This window comes from uncultured Enterococcus sp., from assembly GCF_913775425.1.
Classification (GTDB): Bacteria; Bacillota; Bacilli; order Lactobacillales; family Enterococcaceae; genus Enterococcus_G.
In genome coordinates this window covers 24,279-40,616 of sequence record NZ_CAJYIS010000071.1, presented here as the reverse complement: position 1 = coordinate 40,616, position 16,338 = coordinate 24,279, and the positions used below count along the sequence as shown (strand labels likewise).

At 39.9% G+C, this 16,338-nt stretch carries 21 protein-coding genes; 1 reads left to right on the top strand and 20 read right to left on the bottom strand.

What is annotated here, in order from left to right; all coding sequences use genetic code 11:
* The 5 genes from QZ413_RS08500 to QZ413_RS08480 all read right to left on the bottom strand — a co-directional run.
* Positions 1 to 1,136: penicillin-binding transpeptidase domain-containing protein (locus tag QZ413_RS08500; protein ID WP_297079245.1), on the bottom strand; the 1,136-nt coding region annotated here is incomplete at its 3' end.
* The gene (gene ftsL, locus QZ413_RS08495) at positions 1,137 to 1,544 is read right to left on the bottom strand and encodes a cell division protein FtsL (protein ID WP_297079243.1); all 408 of its coding nucleotides are present in this window, start codon (positions 1,542 to 1,544) and stop codon (positions 1,137 to 1,139) included.
* Positions 1,537 to 2,508 carry a 16S rRNA (cytosine(1402)-N(4))-methyltransferase RsmH gene (gene rsmH / locus QZ413_RS08490; protein ID WP_297079240.1) on the bottom strand — a complete coding sequence of 324 codons (972 nt, stop codon included), beginning with the start codon at positions 2,506 to 2,508 and terminating at the stop codon, positions 1,537 to 1,539. Before rsmH ends, ftsL begins: the two co-directional genes overlap by 8 nt.
* A 13-nt stretch (positions 2,509 to 2,521) precedes the next feature.
* The gene (gene mraZ, locus QZ413_RS08485) at positions 2,522 to 2,953 is read right to left on the bottom strand and encodes a division/cell wall cluster transcriptional repressor MraZ (RefSeq protein WP_297079238.1); all 432 of its coding nucleotides are present in this window, start codon (positions 2,951 to 2,953) and stop codon (positions 2,522 to 2,524) included.
* 127 nt (positions 2,954 to 3,080) lie between these two features.
* Positions 3,081 to 3,452, bottom strand: a complete 372-nt coding sequence (locus QZ413_RS08480) for a DUF3397 domain-containing protein (protein WP_297079236.1) — start codon at positions 3,450 to 3,452, stop codon at positions 3,081 to 3,083.
* 295 nt (positions 3,453 to 3,747) lie between these two features.
* Between QZ413_RS08480 and QZ413_RS08475 the strand changes: the two genes are divergently transcribed.
* Positions 3,748 to 3,867 carry a DUF4044 domain-containing protein gene (locus tag QZ413_RS08475; protein WP_081634494.1) on the top strand — a complete coding sequence of 40 codons (120 nt, stop codon included), beginning with the start codon at positions 3,748 to 3,750 and terminating at the stop codon, positions 3,865 to 3,867.
* A gap of 39 nt (positions 3,868 to 3,906) precedes the next feature.
* Here QZ413_RS08475 and recN read toward each other — a convergent pair whose 3' ends face one another.
* The 15 genes from recN to QZ413_RS08400 all read right to left on the bottom strand — a co-directional run bounded on the left by recN (position 3,907) and on the right by QZ413_RS08400 (position 16,215).
* Positions 3,907 to 5,592 (bottom strand): DNA repair protein RecN, encoded by a 1,686-nt coding sequence (recN, locus tag QZ413_RS08470; RefSeq protein WP_297079233.1) that lies wholly within the window; start codon positions 5,590 to 5,592, stop codon positions 3,907 to 3,909.
* A gap of 17 nt (positions 5,593 to 5,609) precedes the next feature.
* On the bottom strand, positions 5,610 to 6,062 hold the full coding sequence (argR, locus tag QZ413_RS08465; RefSeq protein WP_297079231.1) for an arginine repressor: 453 nt from the start codon (positions 6,060 to 6,062) through the stop codon (positions 5,610 to 5,612).
* 12 nt (positions 6,063 to 6,074) lie between these two features.
* The gene (locus QZ413_RS08460; protein WP_297079229.1) at positions 6,075 to 6,887 is read right to left on the bottom strand and encodes a TlyA family RNA methyltransferase; all 813 of its coding nucleotides are present in this window, start codon (positions 6,885 to 6,887) and stop codon (positions 6,075 to 6,077) included.
* 1 nt (position 6,888) lies between these two features.
* Positions 6,889 to 7,770 (bottom strand): polyprenyl synthetase family protein, encoded by an 882-nt coding sequence (locus tag QZ413_RS08455; RefSeq protein ID WP_297079226.1) that lies wholly within the window; start codon positions 7,768 to 7,770, stop codon positions 6,889 to 6,891.
* The gene (locus QZ413_RS08450) at positions 7,767 to 7,988 is read right to left on the bottom strand and encodes an exodeoxyribonuclease VII small subunit (RefSeq protein ID WP_297079224.1); all 222 of its coding nucleotides are present in this window, start codon (positions 7,986 to 7,988) and stop codon (positions 7,767 to 7,769) included. Before QZ413_RS08450 ends, QZ413_RS08455 begins: the two co-directional genes overlap by 4 nt.
* Positions 7,969 to 9,324: an exodeoxyribonuclease VII large subunit gene (gene xseA / locus QZ413_RS08445; protein WP_297079222.1), complete on the bottom strand. Its 1,356-nt coding sequence runs from the start codon at positions 9,322 to 9,324 to the stop codon at positions 7,969 to 7,971. The genes QZ413_RS08450 and xseA overlap by 20 nt, the downstream gene beginning before the upstream one ends.
* Positions 9,305 to 10,174, bottom strand: coding sequence for a bifunctional methylenetetrahydrofolate dehydrogenase/methenyltetrahydrofolate cyclohydrolase (locus QZ413_RS08440; protein ID WP_297079220.1), 870 nt, complete (start codon positions 10,172 to 10,174; stop codon positions 9,305 to 9,307). Before QZ413_RS08440 ends, xseA begins: the two co-directional genes overlap by 20 nt.
* Positions 10,175 to 10,297: 123 nt before the next feature.
* Positions 10,298 to 10,747 carry a transcription antitermination factor NusB gene (nusB, locus tag QZ413_RS08435; RefSeq protein WP_297079218.1) on the bottom strand — a complete coding sequence of 150 codons (450 nt, stop codon included), beginning with the start codon at positions 10,745 to 10,747 and terminating at the stop codon, positions 10,298 to 10,300.
* Positions 10,740 to 11,165, bottom strand: a complete 426-nt coding sequence (locus tag QZ413_RS08430; RefSeq protein WP_297079216.1) for an Asp23/Gls24 family envelope stress response protein — start codon at positions 11,163 to 11,165, stop codon at positions 10,740 to 10,742. Before QZ413_RS08430 ends, nusB begins: the two co-directional genes overlap by 8 nt.
* A gap of 166 nt (positions 11,166 to 11,331) precedes the next feature.
* A complete protein-coding gene (locus tag QZ413_RS08425) occupies positions 11,332 to 12,396 on the bottom strand; it encodes a Xaa-Pro peptidase family protein (protein WP_297079215.1) in 1,065 nt (354 codons plus the stop codon).
* Between the two features lie 100 nt (positions 12,397 to 12,496).
* On the bottom strand, positions 12,497 to 12,880 hold the full coding sequence (locus QZ413_RS08420; RefSeq protein WP_297079213.1) for a DUF956 family protein: 384 nt from the start codon (positions 12,878 to 12,880) through the stop codon (positions 12,497 to 12,499).
* Between the two features lie 68 nt (positions 12,881 to 12,948).
* Positions 12,949 to 13,860 carry a PTS system mannose/fructose/sorbose family transporter subunit IID gene (locus tag QZ413_RS08415; RefSeq protein WP_297079212.1) on the bottom strand — a complete coding sequence of 304 codons (912 nt, stop codon included), beginning with the start codon at positions 13,858 to 13,860 and terminating at the stop codon, positions 12,949 to 12,951.
* 22 nt (positions 13,861 to 13,882) lie between these two features.
* Positions 13,883 to 14,683, bottom strand: a complete 801-nt coding sequence (locus tag QZ413_RS08410; protein WP_297079210.1) for a PTS mannose/fructose/sorbose transporter subunit IIC — start codon at positions 14,681 to 14,683, stop codon at positions 13,883 to 13,885.
* 25 nt (positions 14,684 to 14,708) lie between these two features.
* Positions 14,709 to 15,692 (bottom strand): mannose/fructose/sorbose PTS transporter subunit IIB, encoded by a 984-nt coding sequence (locus QZ413_RS08405; protein ID WP_297079208.1) that lies wholly within the window; start codon positions 15,690 to 15,692, stop codon positions 14,709 to 14,711.
* A 34-nt stretch (positions 15,693 to 15,726) separates the two neighbouring features.
* Entirely contained in the window at positions 15,727 to 16,215 is a 489-nt protein-coding gene (locus QZ413_RS08400; protein WP_297079206.1) for a mannose/fructose/sorbose PTS transporter subunit IIB, read from the bottom strand.
* Between the last annotated feature and the right edge of the window lie 123 nt (positions 16,216 to 16,338).

The following is a 16,338-nucleotide window of genomic DNA, read 5'->3' as shown; positions in this document are numbered from 1 at the left end:
TGATCCCAGTCATCGATTGGTGTATCGGCAACTTGGATTTTTCCACCTTGATAGGTTTCATTTGGGTTATACACCCCTTCAGTCATGCCAGCAGCTGTTGTTAAGATTTTCATCGTTGAACCTGGTTCATAAGTATCTTGGACTAAAATATTTCCCCATTTGAAGGTATCGGTGTCCGTACCTTCTTTTGTTTCTGGATCAAACGTTGGTTGTTGGGATAACGCGATGATTTCTCCAGTATCCGCTTTGACCAACATAGCCGTCATATTTTCCGCATCTAATTTATCGAAATATTCTTTCATATATTGATCTAAATACACTTGGATTCGACTATCTAATGTCGTATAGATATCTTTTCCATCTTCAGCTGGTGTAGATTCTGAGATCGTTCCTGGAAGTGGATTTTGATAGTTATCTTTTTGATAGACAATCTTTCCATCTTTTCCTTTTAAGATATCATTATACGCCGCTTCGATCCCCATTTTTCCGACAAGTTCTTTTTCGCCGGTCTTTTCTTCCACAACGTCAGTATATCCAATCAAATGAGAAGCAAATGCTCCATTAGGATATAAACGTGCTGGGCTTTCATTAAAGTAAATCCCGACAATATTTTGTTTTTCCATCGCTTCTTCGATGGCTTGTTTTTGCTTAAGGGTCAAATTTTTTGCACTGTTGATTTCTACTTGATAGGATTCTGCTTTTTCACCATTTTCTAACTGTTTCACCACGTCGTCGACATCGACCGCTTCGACTTGCGTTTTTAAAATTTTTGCTAAAGCTTCAAAATTCTTTGGCTCAGCATATAATTTTTTATCTCCAGTCGTATAGGTCTTTGATAAGATGATGTAAGCGGAATAAGAGGTAGCATCTTCAGCAATCGCGATCCCATTACGATCGTAAATAGTCCCTCGTTTGGCCGCCACGGTCTGACTCCCTTTATAAAGAGCATCCGTTTTATCTTTTAATGATACATCAGAAACTTTACCTGCTAATACGATATAACTCAAACGGCCCGCAAATAAAAAGAACATCACAAAAGTCATAGAGAACAAAAAGATCCCTACTTTTTTGCGATTGCTCTTAGGTGTGCCATTGTGTTTAGTGAAATATCGCTTGATTTTTTGTATGAGATTCATCTATTTCACATTCCTTAAATTATCCTCTTTATTGGTTAATCCTTTTTCTTCAGCGATTTTTTTGATTCGATCTGTTTTGGTTAATTCATTTTTTTCTTGACGCAAGTCATTGATTTGATTTTGATTTTTTGTAATTTCACTTTGTACGCCTGAGATCGTATTTTCGACTGAACTGATCGTCGTACGCAAGTTAATCGTAAATAGACCTAATGCAATAGCTCCCACAATAATGCTTGCAATCAAATATCTTTCTAGACGGCTTAAGACCGCCAAGCGATGTGCAGGAGATGTTGGCACCGAAACAACTTCAGGACGAACAAGTTGATCAGCATAGACTGTGGATTGTTCGACTTGTTCCTCAGGTGTTAATGGTTGGAATTGATCTTCTTGAAACTTCAATTCAGCCATGATGAATCTCCTCACTTTCTTTTATTCTCTCTACAATCCGTAGCTTCGCGCTACGAGAACGATTATTTTCAGCTAATTCTTCTTTAGATGCCGTAATCGGTTTACGATTGACTAAACGTAACTCTGGTTGAAATTCTTCAGGAATCATCGGCAATCCCGGCGGAACATCTTTTTGTTGACTAAATTCTTTAAACATCGTTTTGACGATCCGATCTTCTAACGAATGGAATGTGATGACACTGATTCTGCCATGAAGATCGATTAGTTCGATTGCTTGTTCTAATGAATCTTCTACCACACCTAATTCGTCGTTGACTGCGATTCGAATAGCTTGGAAAATCCGTTTAGCCGGATGACCGCCTTTTCGTCTAGCTGGTGCTGGAATCGCTTCTTTGATCAAGTCCACTAATTCTCCAGTAGTTTTGATCGGCTTTACTTCGCGGGCACGTTCGATTTCACGTGCGACTTGTTTTGAAAATTTTTCCTCTCCATAACGAAAGAAAATTTTTACTAATTCATGGTAACTATATGTATTGACCACATCATATGCAGAAAATTCTGCTGTCTCATCCATGCGCATATCGAGCGGTGCATCTTGATGGTAACTAAAGCCACGTTCTGCTTCATCTAGTTGCGGTGAAGAAACACCCAAATCATACAAGATCCCATCGACACGTGAGACACCTAAAGCCATTAGTTCTTCCTTTAAATAGCGAAAATTACGCTTAATAAACGTTACTTGTCCTTTTTCAACATAAGGCGCTAAACGTTTTGTAGCAAAATCAATGGCTTTTTGATCTTGATCAAATGCATAAAGATGACCTGAATCCCCAAGTTGTTGAAGAAGATATTCACTATGCCCTGCGCCTCCTAAGGTACAATCCACATAAATACCGTCTTCTTTGATATTCAATCCGTCAACAGTCTCTTGTTTCATGACTGTATAATGCTGAAATTCTGTCATCTTCTGCCTCTTTCTAAAACCCGAAATCTATCATATTTTCGGCAATCTCATCAAAATTTTCTTCTGCTTCAGTTGAGAAAGATCGCCATTTTTCTTCATCCCATATTTCAATTCGATTGGCTACACCAATAATGGTGCAATTTTTCGTTAAATTTGCATAGTCACATAATGTTTTTGGAAGGGTAATTCGTCCTTGCTTATCAAATTCACACTCCGTTGCAGCGGAATAGAGAAAGCGGACAAAGGTGCGAGCTTCTTTTTTCGCTAAGGGCATATCACTTAATTTTTGTTCCATTTTCGCCCATTCATCTTTAGGGTAACCAAAAAGACAGCCGTCTAGTCCTCTTGTAATCACAAATTGAGGCACTAGTTGCTCGCGCAGTTTCGCGGGAATAATCACTCGGTTTTTGGCATCGATTGTATGCTGAAATTCGCCCATCAACAACGCAAAAACCCCCGTTCACCACTTGATAAATCAAGTCTACCACAATCCCCCACTTTCTACCACATTTTCTCAAAAATTGAAAAAAAAGTTTTCTTTTCTGCTTTTTTTCAACATGAGTTTTGCAAATCTAAACAATCAGTCCGATCACGCTAGTTACAATCAGTAAGATGTAAATAAATAACGTAAATAAAAAGACCATCCGCCAATACATTTTGAAAAAACGTTGGTAATGGATCTCATCAAAAAAGTACGCATGTACAAAAGCCAATCCGATCGCTAGTAAGATAATCGACATAAAGTAGTAAGCTAAAAGCGTGGTACCAAGGACTTCTAAAGATAATTCATGGAATCCAATAATCAAAAAGAACGTTGCGATATCTGGTGCTTTAATGTTGAATTTCTTTTTTAATTGAAAAAACCTCACGATAAATTGTGCACCAAAAAGTGCGATGATTGGAAAAATATACCAAAAAAGTAAACTAACTGTAAATGTAAACATAATGTATTCCTTCCTGATTCTCTATAGATTGAGAGAAGTTTTATTATTTCGGGCTTTAGAAAAATTTAGAAAACGGTTGACGTGAGTTGAATCGTCTATTCGTATTCATTGATTGTCATAACTAGTAAAGGTGTGGATCGCTACGCATTCCAAGACTCTGTTTGCATATCGCTTTCTCTTTGAACGGCGAATAAAAAAAGAAAAATCTTCTTTAATTTACGCTTTTGAATCTTGAGTTCTGCTATACTTGAGAGTAAACTAAGTTATAACTGATTGTTTAGAAAGGTGAGGCATGATGAGCGGAAAAAAACCTAAAAGCCGATTTGAAAAAATTACGATGGTCGTTGTCTGGTTAATGTTGATTTTAACCATTGGATCTATCGTACTAGGTGCAATCGCAAGTATCAAAGGATAACAGACAATGAGCTGAAAACCGTAGCGAGAACTACGACTTTCAGCTCGTTTTTTCTTGTTTCGCAATGGCTAACAATTCCTCTGCATGTTGGACTGTAAGCTTCGTTACTTCTGCTCCAGCTAACATTCGTGCTACTTCATGCACTCGTTCTTCATTTGACAAGCATTCCACTGTCGTTTTTGTTCGTCCATCGGTTACTTCTTTTTTGATAAAGTATTGATAATCCGCAAATGCAGCCACTTGAGGCAAGTGGGTAATACACAAGACTTGTGAACGTCGCCCGATCGTAGCGATTTTTTGCGCAATCGCTTGAGCTACGCGTCCACTAACCCCCGTATCGACTTCATCAAATACAATACTGGTCAACGCTTGGTTCTCTGAGAAGACTGTTTTTAATGCCAGCAAGATTCGCGACAATTCTCCACCACTGGCCACTTTAACTAGTGGCTTCAGCGGTTCACCAGGGTTTGTGGATAAATAAAACGCCACCTTATCCATCCCTCGCTCGCCAAGCTCTACTTGTGTATCAAAACGGATTTGAAAATCTGTATTTTCCATATACAATTCTTTTAACTCAAGCAAAATCCCTTGTTCTAAACGTTTTGCGATTTGCTGACGTTTCTCATGCAACGTTTGCGCTAGTGAAGTGACGAGAGCTTGTTTTTGCTCTAATGCTTCACTTAAAGCAGCCAATTGTTCATCTGAGTGATCTGCTTCTGCGACTTCTTTAGTGATCTGTTCATAATAAGCTAATACTGCTTCGATGGAATCACCATATTTACGTTTGAGCTGACGAATCACTTCTAGACGGTCATACACTTCTTCTAAACGTTGTCCATCAAATTCCAAACTATCGATTTGACGTGAAAGATCAGAAGTCGCTTCTTGCACTAAGTAATAAGCCGATTGCAACGATTCTGCCATTCGTTCATATTCTTTATCAAGTGCCGCGATCCCTTCCATCTGTCCTGTAGCTTGGCTTAGTTGATCTGTCGTTCCTTGACCATCTTGTGTCAAAAGCTGATACGTCGCAGCTAGCGCATCTACGATCTTTTGGAAATTTGCCAATTTATCGCGTTCTTCAATCAAAGCCTCTTCTTCACCAAGCTGTAAATTAGCTTGTGCTAACTCATCTAATTGAAAGTGAAGCATATCCATTCGCTGTACATAGGACTGCTCATTTTGTTTGATTTGCATCACTTTTTTCTGTAATTTTCGAAAGTTCTGGTACTCTTCTTGGTAATGACTCAGTTGTGCGGTGAATTTGGCATCACCAAATTCATCGACTAGACGTAAATGTTGATCGGGTTGTAACAGTGCTTGATGATCGTTTTGACCTTGGATATCGACTAGAAAAGCGCCGATTTTCCGTAGATTAGCTAGCGTCATGACGCGGCCGTTGACCCGACAAATTGATTTACCAGTCAGTGCCATATCCCGTTGTACGATCAAAAAATCTTCTTCACGATCAAGTCCTAATTCCACGAGTAAATGGTCAAAAGCTTCTTGTGTCGGCCATTCAAACACACCTTCTAGTCGACAACGATCTGCTCCTTGACGAATCATCTCTACTGAACCTCGACCACCGGCTAAAAGCCCCATCGCATCGATAATGATCGATTTACCCGCACCTGTTTCTCCCGTCAGAGCATTCATTCCTTGATAAAAATTTAAATGTAACGATTCAATGATCGCGAAATTTTCAATTGTAATCTCGATCAGCATCTCTTCACCTAATTTCCCTACTGCTCGTAACGTCTAATTTCTTCGTAGATCACGTCGCGTGCTTCGTGTGTTTTTGTGATCATCAAGATCGTGTCATCATCCGTCATCATCCCGAATAATTCTTTAGTGTAATAACTCTCCAATAAATTTGCTAGCGCACGAGCATTTCCTGGCATCGTATTGATCAGGACAAATTTATCCATCTTATCGACTGAACGAACAGCATGTTTTAATAAATTTTCCATCCGTTGCGCGACTTCGACATCATTTTGTGCCGGCAAACTATAGCGATATCCTCCCGTAGCAGCTGGCACTTTGATCAATTTTAATTCCTTGATATCACGCGAGATCGTAGCTTGAGTAACTTGAATCCCACGTTGTTCTAAAATCGCAACAAATTCTTCTTGTTTGGCGATATCTTGTTCACTTAACAAGCGCGTCAATAATTGATGACGATCTTTTTTTCTCATACTTTCGCTCCTTTACGTCAATTGCTGATGCGCACGAGCGACTAACTCTGCGATATCGATCGTTGGATCGATTTTACCGATTCCCGTGCTTTTTTTCAAATGAACAATAAATTCAATATTTCCTTCTCCACCTGTAATGGGCGAGAAATCTAATTGTTTGACATCGTAACCTTCTTTAGCAGCAAATGTCGTGATACGTTCGATAACTTCTTGATGCGTTTTCGCTTCACGAACGATCCCGTGCTTTCCGACTGCTTCTTTGCCGGCTTCAAATTGCGGTTTGATCAACGCCATCACATCTCCTTGGTCAGCAAGGATTCGATGTAAATTCGGTAAAATCAGGCGCAATGAGATAAACGATACATCGATTGTTGCAACTTGAGGAACACGCTTGAAATCTTCTGGGTTCGAATGTCTAAAATTCACTCGTTCCATGACGACCACACGTTCATCTTGTCGTAATTTCCATGCAAGTTGATTATACCCTACGTCAAGCGCGTAACTTAATAATGCCCCATTTTGCAGGGCAACATCGGTAAAGCCACCTGTTGAAGATCCAATATCTAACACAACTTTATCGGTAACGGTAAAGTCAAATACTTTTAATGCTTTAGCTAATTTCAATCCACCTCTGGATACATAAGGCAGCTTTTGTCCTTTGATTTCTAAAGGTGTTGTAGCATCGATCTTCTCACCTGGTTTATCCAAGCGTTCGCTGTTGATTTCTTTATAAACCAAACCTGCCATAACGCCTCGCTTAGCTTGTTCGCGGGTCTCGAATAACCCTTGTTGGACTGCCAATACATCCACTCGTTCTTTTTTCATGTTATGCCTCTTTCTGTAGTGCCAATTGTGCAAGAATAGCTTGCATCGGTGCAGTCGTACGGTTCTCTTGTGCTAATGTGGTTAAAATCTCTTGTGCCTCTTCCAATTGTCTAGTTAGCGCAGCTTTTGCACCAGCTAATCCTAATAATTTTGGATAAGTGCTTTTGTCTAATGCTTCATCACGATGAGCAGTTTTGCCTAATTCATCAGTCGTGGCGATCACATCTAGAATATCATCCCGAATTTGAAACGCAAGACCGATTTTACGCGCTAATTGATCTAATTGTATCAATTCTTGCTCACTTACTTGACTGATAATCCCACCAGCCAATAAAGCAAATCGGATCAATTCACCGGTTTTTCGTTCGTGAATGGCTTGCAATTCCACTTGGTCTATTTGACGTTTTTCACCGCGCATATCCGCTACTTGACCTGCGACCATCCCACTTGGACCAGAACTAGTCGCTAGCAATGTAACTAAACGAACCGTATCTTTGGCATCAAATTCTATACTCGCTAGTACTTGGAAAGCTAATGTCAGTAACGCGTCACCAGCCAAAATCGCCATATCCTCACCAAATACTTTATGATTCGTCGGTTTTCCGCGGCGAAGATCGTCATCGTCCATTGCCGGTAGATCATCATGGATCAATGAATATGTATGCACCATTTCTAAAGCAGCGGCTGCATCGATCGCCGCTTTAGGAATAGTTGGTTGAAACAATAAGACTGTACTAAGCAACAGTAGTGGGCGAATTCGTTTTCCACCAGCGTCTACTGAATACTGCATACTTTGTGCTAAGCTTTTTTCGTTCGTTTCGTCTTGGATCATTTGAGCGATTTTTTGCTCGACTGCAACTAAATGCTCATTCATCATCTTCATTTTGCATCCTCTTCAAATGGTAATTCTTCATTGGTATCACTCATGATCTTCGCTAATGTTTTTTCTGCATGAGTCAGCGTATCTTTACATTCTTTACTTAATTCCATGCCTCGTTTAAAAGCGGTTAGTGATTCTTCTAGGGCAATATCCCCTTGTTCTAATTGGGTGACAATTTTTTCTAATTCAGCTAATGATGCTTCAAATGTCTGTTGGGTCATCTACTTGTCCTTTCTTGACGTCTCGTACATCTACCTTGGCTTGTCCGTCGGCTAAATGCAAGGTCAAATGATCGTTTGTATTTAATTGCTCCACCGAACGAATGATTTCGGTGTCACTTGTCGCATAACTATATCCTCGACTCATAATCTTTAAGGGACTTAATAGATCGAGTGCTTGGATTGTTTGATTGGCTTGTTGTTGTTTTTGCATAAGTACTCGAGTCATAGCTTGCATCAAACGTGTAGTCGTGTAGGCTTGCTCTTGCTGTTTTTGTGTCACTTGATTCTTCATCTGTTGTGGCGATAGCCGATAAGTGGCTGCAGCGACACGCTCGTTTTCTTTAGCGAAGCGTGTACTGATCACATGCTGTAGTCTTTGAATCATCACATCTACTTTTTGGATCTTCGATTCATATAGCCGCTCCGGCTGTCTCAAAATGTACGAATTGGCTAACGCTTGATACCGTTGTTTCTTCAAGTCGATCTGATGTAAAAAAGCTTGTTCCAATCGCAGTTGTTTTTCTTTGATCGCTAATACTTCTTGGGTCAATACCGGCACAGCCAATTCAGCAGCTGCTGTCGGAGTAGCTGCACGAACATCCGCAACTAAATCGGCAATCGTCGTATCTGTTTCGTGCCCGACCGAAGAAATCACAGAAATAGGCATCGACACAATCGCTCGAGCCACTTGCTCTTCATTAAACGGCCATAAGTCTTCAATCGATCCTCCACCTCGACCCACGATCACAGTATCAAAATCACCTAATTGTTTCACGCGTTCTAAATTTTCTACTATATTTGCCGCCGAACGTTCTCCTTGAACGACGGTAGGAAATAGCACGATTTGTGCAATCGGGTATCGTCTTTGGACAGTCGTCATAATGTCGCGGATCACGGCACCACTAGGAGACGTTAGTACTGCGATTCGTTTGGGAAATTTAGGCAATGCACGTTTTTGACGATTGAATAATCCTTCAGCGGCTAGCTTTTCTTTTAATTGTTCAAATGCTTGATATAAAGCCCCCACACCATCTGGTTCCATATGTTCGACATATAATTGATAGTTTCCCGTCGTTTCAAATAGTGAAATGCGCCCGACTACCAAGACTTTCATACCTTCTTTTGGTTCAAAATTCAATTTTGCAAAAGCTTGCTTGAACATCACTGCCGACAGCTTAGCCTGATCGTCTTTTAAACTAAAGTATTGATGGTTTGGACGCAGCCTAAAATTTGAAATCTCTCCAGTCAAATAAACGCGCTCCAAATAAGGATCTGCGTCAAATTTACGTTTCAAATAGGCGGTAATCGCCGCAATGCTAAGATAATTTGTTTTCACTTAATCGTCTCTCCTGACGTTTTGCAGCTTCATAAGTTTGTTGCATCAACATCGTAATCGTCATCGGACCCACACCTTTTGGAACCGGTGTGATAAAACTAGTTAATGGCGCTACTTCATCAAAATGGACATCGCCGATCAATTTGCCATTTTCATCGCGATTCATTCCAACATCGATGACCACTGCACCTTCCTTGATAAATTCTTTCGTTACAAAATGACCTCGTCCAATTGCCACGACTAAAATATCTGCCGTTTTGGCTAAAGCTGCTAACTCTTTTGTTTTAGAATGTGCCATCGTGACTGTAGCATTTTGCGCCAATAATAATTGAGCCATCGGTTTTCCCACAATGTTACTGCGACCGATCACAACAGCGTGTTTTCCGCTTAGATCGATCTCATATGCACGAAACATCTCCATAATACCGTATGGTGTACAGGGAATCATCTCAGGTGTACCGGCAAATAAATGCCCTAGATTCATCGGATGAAATCCATCAACATCTTTTTTAGGATCGATGGCTTCAACAATCTTGGCTTCATCGATATGTTTTGGAAGTGGAAGTTGTACCAAAATCCCATGAAAATCCTCATGTTGATTGTAAAATGCAATTCGTTCTAATAACTCATCTTCTGTAATCGTTTGACTCAAACGTTCGATTTTTGAATGGATACCAATTCTCGTTGCAGCCAATTCTTTATTTTTCACATATGTCTGACTTGCAGGATCTTCCCCGACTAATAACACCACTAACCCTGGTGTTTTCAGCGTTTGTTCTTGTTTGATCGTTTCTCTTAATTGTTCTTGCATGTTTTGGGCTAACCCTTTTCCGTCAATAATTGTTGGCATTCATTCCACTCCTTTACACTTTCTCATATTTTATCATAGGAAAGAAACGGATAGAACTCTCTAAACACGAAAGATCCAATTTTAGACAAAAACTTAGCCATTTTACAAAAAAAAGAAGCTGACCTATGCGCCAGCCTCGATTTCTTTATTGATAGAAGACAATACTCCATTGATAAACTTACGTGACTGTTCATCGCTAAATGTTTTTGCCAGTTCGATCGCTTCATTTAATACAACACGATTTGGTACGTCTTCCACATAAAGCATTTCAAATAATGCAAGACGTAAAATCGTTACATCAATCTTAGCTAAACGACTAATCGACCATCCTTTACGTAAATGCTGACCGATCTGTTCATCTAATTCATTTCGTTTAACACATACGCCACTGACCACTAAATCCAAGTAAGCAGGTACAAATGCTTCTTCTGCTTCATCGAGCAATTCCGTATGGTTCAATTCAATCGCATGATCGATCGCTGCCTGTTTTGAAAGGTCTTTGTTAACATCTAGAGGAAATAAAGCTTGAACTGCCATTTCTCTGATCTCATGTCTTGATAACTCTTTATTCATTCTCTTCCTCTTCATTCCCAAATAATTCCGCTATATTGATTTCTTCGGTTTTTTCTGGCACTACTGCCAAAACGTGTACATTTACTTCACTTAATACTACGTCTGTCATAAACAATACTTGTTGTTTGACGATTTGCTGGATCTCCATGGCAACTTTCGGTACCGATACACCGTATTTCATATAGCTGTATAAATCGACCTTAATTCCAGCTTCATCGATAGTTAAATGCACGCCTTTACGATGTGCTGAACGACCTAGTAATTCGTTCACATTATTGGTAAATGAACCACGCATCGCATAAACACCTTCGACTTTAGCTGCAGCAATCCCAATGATGACTTCGATAACTTCAGGTGCAATCACGATTTCACCTAGTTCTTGGTTGGCGTCTAATACTAAATTTGTTTCCTCGACCATATTATCTCCTCCGTCCCTAATTATGAGCACGAACGAGTAGCGCTCATGACAATTTCTAACTAGAACCACATATTGTGTTTACTTCGGTAACAGTGTATCATTTTCTCAGAAATTTCGCTATAAAAACTCTAGTTTATAGCGAAATTCTAAGATTTTATTTTTCACTTTATAGTAAAATTAATTCTTTTGGTGCATGTGTCAAGACGCGATTTCCTGTTTCGGTAATCAACAGATCGTCTTCGATACGAACACCACCGATACCTGGCAAGTAGATTCCTGGTTCATCCGTGATGACATTTCCAGCAACAAATGCTTTTTGCGCTCTAAACGAGACATTTGGTCCTTCATGGATCTCTAAACCGATTCCATGACCAGTGGAGTGTCCAAATGCATCTTTGTAGCCATAAGATGCAATGTGATCACGCGCAATTGCATCCAATTCCACACCAGTCATGCCAGGTCGTGCGACTTCAATCACTTTTTGATTGGCTTCTAAAACGATTTGGTAGATATCTTTTAATTGTTGGCCTGGATCACCAATCGCAAATGTACGCGTCACGTCCGATACGTACCCTTCATAATAGCAACCAAAATCGATGGTAATCAAATCGTTTTGCTCGATGATTTTTGAGCTTGCTACACCATGAGGCATCGCTGAACGAACACCACTTGCAACGATCGTTTCAAACGACACACTCGTTGCCCCTAGTGAGCGCATGAAAAAATCTAATTGATTGGCTACTTCGATTTCTGTCATCCCTGGACGAATCGTTTTAATCGTATTGGCGATTCCTTGATCTGCGATTGCACATGCTTTTTCGATCAATTCGATCTCTGTTTCATCTTTGACTTCACGTAATTCTTCGATCATCCCAGAAATCGGTACTAATGAAGACTCTGCAATAATTTCTTCTAACCATTGATAATCCGCAAAACTCACAAAACTTTCTTCAAAAGCGATCGCATCAATTTCTTCTTGCATACAAAGTTTGGCCACTTCGTCAAAGATCGGCCCTTTATTTGTAACGATCTCAAATCCTTGTGCTTGTGCTGTTGCTTGTTCTGTATAACGAAAATCTGTCACAAAAAAAGCTTTCGTTAAGGTAATCACCGCTAAACCAGTCGTTCCGGTGAAGTTCGTCAAATAGCGTAAATTATAAGGACTGGTAATCAAAAATGCGTCCACTGCTTCTTTTTTCATTGCCGCACGTAATTTTTCAATTTTATACATATTCTTCCCTCTTTCTGTTTCAGATTCCTATACTAGTATACCAAATTTTAGATTATTCTGGTATTAAAGAAAATGGACCTCCATCCAGGAGATCCATTTTTTATTTTTTCTTTTTTCCAGTAAACAATGCGACAACACCCCGCTTGACGACATCCGTAAAGGTCAATGAGCGCACCATATGACTTGGATCGACATAGACTTGAATCGCTCGCAACACTTTTTTAGGCTGTTTTGAGGCAAATGTATACGTCCCATTTTTTTTCGTCTGGATCGCATAGCGTGGGATCCATTTCCCTTTAAACATGACAGAGGCAATGACGTAATCTACTTCCTCCCAAGGGATTTGAATATATTTTCGTGCGTCCCGATCATTAAAAAACTCAAATCCATGATTGCCGATCATAATTTTCCCGTAATCGGTGATGCCTAAATAAGATGTTGCATCGATAACCAAATCAACTTTAGAATTAATCGATTCTACCATATTGCTCTCTCCACCTCTTATGTAAAAATGAAGGTCTTGAGTTAAGACCTTCATTTCTTTTTTCTATATTATAACAAACCGATTACGTGGCCGACAACACCGACTACGAATAATCCTAAAATGATTACGATTGGAGAAACTTTTTTCTTCAACAACCACATACAACCTAATGTTAATAATAAAGCTGCAAGTCCTGGAATCAATTGATCCAAGTTATCTTGTAGAGTAGTGACTTTAGTTGAATCTAATGCACGACCTGAAGCTACTTGACCAAATGCATCTTTTAGACCTTGACCAGACAATGGAATTTTGTCCCAATCAACATACGCACCATCGTCTAATTTCACACGTGAAATCACTGGTGTGAATTTGATCGATACCCAACGCTGTACTAATGATCCTAACACAAACATCCCTAAGATCGAAGCACCTTTTGTTACTTTTTGTAATAAACCACCAGATAAATCTTCAGTGATTTTTGATCCTGCTGTGTAGCCAAATTCTTGTGTATAGACCATAAATGCCCAACGGATGATATTCCACAAAACAAAGAATAAAATTGGTCCTAAGATGTTTCCTGTTAAGGCAAGTGATGCTCCTAGTGCACCTAACATCGGACGAACAGTAAACCAGAATACTGGATCACCCACACCGGCCAAAGGACCCATCATCCCTACTTTAACCCCTTGAATCGCTACATCATCAACAGGTGCTCCATTTGCACGATCTTCTTCTAATGCTAAGGTTACCCCTAAAATCGGTGATGCGATATATGGATGTGTGTTAAAGAATTCTAAGTGACGTTTCAACGCTGCCGCGCGGTCTTCTTTTGATTTATATAATTTTTTGATTGCTGGGATCATTGCAAAGGCCCAACCACCATTTTGCATACGCTCATAGTTCCAAGATCCTTGGATAAATGTTGAACGCCATGCTACGGACATCCGATCTTTTTTTGTTAATTCAATTCTATCTGCCATGTTTTTCTCCTCCTTCTTTCGCTTAGTAATCGTTTAAGATATCGCCTAATGGGTCACCAGTGTTTCCACCGCCGCCTTTAGATGAACCACCCATATCTGAAAGATTTAGGTAGATCAATGCAATCGCGATAGCTAACGCACCAATAGCGATCAAAGTTAGTTGTGAAATTGCTGCAATAACGAATCCAATAATAAAGAATGGCCAAACTTCACGTGTTGCCATCATGTTAATAACCAACGCATACCCTACTGCTACGACCATTCCTCCACCAATTGCCATTCCATCTGTTAACCAAGCTGGCATTGATTCCAAGAAATTACGTACTACGTCTGCTGGAATGAATAATAAAGCGGCTGCTGGAATCGCAATACGAATCCCTTGTAAACATACTGCTACGATATGCCAAAATTCGATTTTACGATAATCACCTTGTTCTGCCGCTGCATCCATAAAGTGAATGATCGGTACAGCAATCGTACGTACTAACATCGTTAAGAATAAACCAGCTACGGCTAAAGGAATCGCTACAGCAATCGCTGAATCTACCCCTTTTACTCCTTGACCACCTAATACTAAAATAATTGCAGATGCTACTGAAGCTAAAGCGGCATCGGGTGCTACTGCAGCTCCGATATTCGCCCAACCTAGTGCGATCATTTGTAGTGAACCACCTAAAACAATTCCGGCTCCTAAGTTTCCTGTTACTAGTCCAATCAGTGTACATGCTACTAATGGTTGGTGGAATTGGAATTCATCCAAAATTCCTCCCATCCCCGCAAAGAATGCGACGATGATAACTAAAATCATAGATATAATCGACATCTCTTAATCCTCCTTATAGTTGACGTTAAGCTTTCCCTAACTCTTGTTTTGCTTTTTTCAATAACTCATTCATATTACTCTTTGAATCATTTGGTACTTTGCGAACGTCGAATTTAACGCCTAATTTTTCTAGTTTTTCAAACGTCTCAACATCTTCTTCACCCATTGAAAGCACTTTATTTACGACGACTTTCCCTGTTGAATGTGCCATCGATCCTACGTTGACTTCTTTGATATCCACGCCACCTTCGACTGCTTTTAATAAGTCTTCAGGAGTTTCAAATAATAAGAGCGCTTTTGTTCCACCAAAACGAGGATCTTTTGCTACTTCGATCATTTTCTTGATCGGAATCACGTTGGCTTTTACTCCAGGAGGCGCTGCTTGTTCGATCAGTTTTTTACGAAGATCATCTTTTGCTACAGCATCCGATACAACGATGATACGTGTTGGCCCAGTCGCTTTCGTCCATGCGGTTGCCACTTGTCCATGAAGTAAACGTGTATCGATACGTGCTAAAACAAATTTGATTTTCCCATCACCCACTACAGTTCCTGGAGGCATTGCGCCTTGTGGAGCTTCAGCTTGAACAGGCGCTGCAACTTCTGGTTCTAATTCTTCTGGTTTTACTTTAACACCATCTTTTGCGGTATTAATGATGGCTTTGGCGATATCTTGTGCAGATTCCATTGAGAAACGAGAAGCATATGCTTCGATGACCATCGGTAAATTCATCCCCGCTACAATCGCCCAATTATCTTTATGCGCTTCAAATAGGCTGTTGGCTTGGTTGAAAGGAGTTCCTCCCCATAAATCAACTAAAAACAAGATCTCATCTTGGCTATCAAATGAAGCAATCGCTGCTTCCATTTTCGCCTTGATATCATCTGGTCCTTCACTTGGTTCTAATACACAAGCAGCAACGTTTTGTTGTTCTCCAAAAATCATTGCGCCTGACTGTAAGATCCCTTTAGCGAAATCACCATGGCTGGCTAAAATTATTCCGACCATTCTTTTCCCTCCTATACTTTTTTTGACATCGTTGTCATTTTTTCTCTTTTTCTAATAAATCGATCAACGAAATCTTACGATCTGTCGGAACTTTTCTAAGTTCTAGTTCGATTCCTCGATAATAGAGATAGTAAAAGGCTTGTCGATCCTTTTCATCAATAGATACATAATTTGTAAGCATATGCTTTCCGGTTTGAAATCGCATCCCACCGATATTCACACTCGATAAGGATAATCCTCCTTGAACAACGCGAACCACATCTTGCGGATTCGTAAACAATAATAAAATAGCTTGTTCAGAATACAAAGAATAATCACGAATCTGTAGCATTTTTTCAATAGTGACCACGTTTGCGCGAATACCTGGAGGAGCTGCTTCTTTCAACAACACCGTTCGAAATGGATCTTTCGCTACTTCATCACTGACGACGATGATTCGATTGATATTGGTCATTTTCGTCCAAGCCGTTGCGACTTGTCCATGAATCAAGCGATCATCGATTCTCGCTAAACGAATTACCATCTCGTTACCCCTCACACTTACAATTTTGTTATCTATTCATGAATCGGCCTTTCACTTATCTATAAGCAAGAAGCGTGCCAATAATTACATACACTATTAAACAGCATTTATTCAACTCAAAAA

Excerpts from the sequence above, each read along its gene's own strand:
- ftsL (WP_297079243.1), bottom strand. The coding sequence starts at position 1,544 with ATGGCTGAATTGAAGTTTCAAGAAGATCAATTCCAACCATTAACACCT.
- rsmH (WP_297079240.1), bottom strand. The coding sequence starts at position 2,508 with ATGACAGAATTTCAGCATTATACAGTCATGAAACAAGAGACTGTTGAC.
- QZ413_RS08480 (WP_297079236.1), bottom strand. The coding sequence starts at position 3,452 with ATGTTTACATTTACAGTTAGTTTACTTTTTTGGTATATTTTTCCAATC.
- QZ413_RS08475 (WP_081634494.1), top strand. The coding sequence starts at position 3,748 with ATGAGCGGAAAAAAACCTAAAAGCCGATTTGAAAAAATTACGATGGTC.
- recN (WP_297079233.1), bottom strand. The coding sequence starts at position 5,592 with ATGCTGATCGAGATTACAATTGAAAATTTCGCGATCATTGAATCGTTA.
- argR (WP_297079231.1), bottom strand. The coding sequence starts at position 6,062 with ATGAGAAAAAAAGATCGTCATCAATTATTGACGCGCTTGTTAAGTGAA.
- QZ413_RS08460 (WP_297079229.1), bottom strand. The coding sequence starts at position 6,887 with ATGAAAAAAGAACGAGTGGATGTATTGGCAGTCCAACAAGGGTTATTC.
- QZ413_RS08455 (WP_297079226.1), bottom strand. The coding sequence starts at position 7,770 with ATGAAGATGATGAATGAGCATTTAGTTGCAGTCGAGCAAAAAATCGCT.
- QZ413_RS08450 (WP_297079224.1), bottom strand. The coding sequence starts at position 7,988 with ATGACCCAACAGACATTTGAAGCATCATTAGCTGAATTAGAAAAAATT.
- QZ413_RS08440 (WP_297079220.1), bottom strand. The coding sequence starts at position 10,174 with ATGCCAACAATTATTGACGGAAAAGGGTTAGCCCAAAACATGCAAGAA.
- nusB (WP_297079218.1), bottom strand. The coding sequence starts at position 10,747 with ATGAATAAAGAGTTATCAAGACATGAGATCAGAGAAATGGCAGTTCAA.
- QZ413_RS08430 (WP_297079216.1), bottom strand. The coding sequence starts at position 11,165 with ATGGTCGAGGAAACAAATTTAGTATTAGACGCCAACCAAGAACTAGGT.
- QZ413_RS08425 (WP_297079215.1), bottom strand. The coding sequence starts at position 12,396 with ATGTATAAAATTGAAAAATTACGTGCGGCAATGAAAAAAGAAGCAGTG.
- QZ413_RS08420 (WP_297079213.1), bottom strand. The coding sequence starts at position 12,880 with ATGGTAGAATCGATTAATTCTAAAGTTGATTTGGTTATCGATGCAACA.
- QZ413_RS08415 (WP_297079212.1), bottom strand. The coding sequence starts at position 13,860 with ATGGCAGATAGAATTGAATTAACAAAAAAAGATCGGATGTCCGTAGCA.
- QZ413_RS08410 (WP_297079210.1), bottom strand. The coding sequence starts at position 14,683 with ATGTCGATTATATCTATGATTTTAGTTATCATCGTCGCATTCTTTGCG.
- QZ413_RS08405 (WP_297079208.1), bottom strand. The coding sequence starts at position 15,692 with ATGGTCGGAATAATTTTAGCCAGCCATGGTGATTTCGCTAAAGGGATC.
- QZ413_RS08400 (WP_297079206.1), bottom strand. The coding sequence starts at position 16,215 with ATGGTAATTCGTTTAGCGAGAATCGATGATCGCTTGATTCATGGACAA.